This window comes from Streptomyces sp. 3N207, from assembly GCF_052246355.1.
In the GTDB taxonomy this organism is placed as follows: domain Bacteria; phylum Actinomycetota; class Actinomycetes; order Streptomycetales; family Streptomycetaceae; genus Streptomyces.
Map to the genome: position 1 here is coordinate 1 of NZ_JBQQBV010000066.1, position 1,096 is coordinate 1,096.

A 1,096-nucleotide genomic window follows, 5' to 3' on the forward strand; every position below is an offset into this window, starting at 1 on the left:
CTAGGGCCTGTTCCAGGTTCGGATCACGTTGGTCGGAGGCTGCGGATCCAGAGCACGGCACCGCGTAGGTGGAGTCCGGCGAGGTAGCTGGTGGCGGTCTTGTCGTAACGGGTCGCCAGGCCCCGCCACTCCTTGATCTTGTTGATGCAGCGTTCGACGGTGTTGCGGTCCTTGTACAGGTCCGGATCGTGACCGACCGGGCGGCCACCGCGAGAACCCCTCTTCTTGCGGTTGGCGGCCTGGTCGGCCTTCTCCGGGATGACACCGCGGATGCGGCGTCGCCGCAGGTAGGCACGGTTGGTGCGGGAGGAATACGCCTTGTCCGCCGCGACGGTGCCGGGCCGGGTGCGCGGGCGGCCGACCGGGCCACGCACCTTGATGCCCTCCAGCACCGGGACCAAGCGAGGGCTGTCGGCGGCCTGTCCCGGGGTGAGGACAAACGACAGCGGCCGGCACCGGCGTTCAGCCGCGAGGTGGGTCTTGGTGGTCAGCCCACCCCGGGAACGCCCCAGTCCAGCCGCACGAAACCGGGCCCTGCTCCGCCGCCGTAAACGCCGCCGCTCTTCACGCACCACGTCGTCGCCGTTCCCGACCGGCCGAGCTACCGGTGCGCTTTGCCCCTTTCGAGGATCCCCTTTTCCTCGGTGACGGCCTTCTCCAGCTCGTCCAGCAACTCCGGGTCCACGGCCATCCCCGCCGCATGATGATGAGCGCGCGCGACCGTGGAATCCACGCTGACCAGGCCGAGATCGACCTGTCCACGGGCTGCCGCCTCGGCGATCACCCCCTCCATCAGCCTCCGGAAGGTCCCGGCCAGCGCCCAACGCTGGAAGGCGCCGTAGACGGTCGACCAGGAGCCGTACTCCTGCGGCACGTCCCGCCACGGACACCCAGTCCTGAACCGCCACATCACGGCGTTGAACAGCCGCCGCAGGTCAGGGACCGGGCCGCGCTCGCCCACCGGCAAGAACGGCTCCACCAACTCCCACTCGGCATCCGAGAGATCACCACGCGCCACCCTCGACAACTACCAGGCCCAGCCGCCCGCCACCGGCGAATCCCAAAACCAATGATCGGAACCTGGAACAGGCCCTAG

The 1,096-nt window shown here is 69.1% G+C and carries 1 pseudogene; it reads right to left on the reverse strand.

The window, feature by feature from the left end:
* Positions 1-23: 23 nt before the first annotated feature.
* Positions 24-1,018: pseudogene (locus ACTWP9_RS36650) on the reverse strand (IS5 family transposase).
* Between the last annotated feature and the right edge of the window lie 78 nt (positions 1,019-1,096).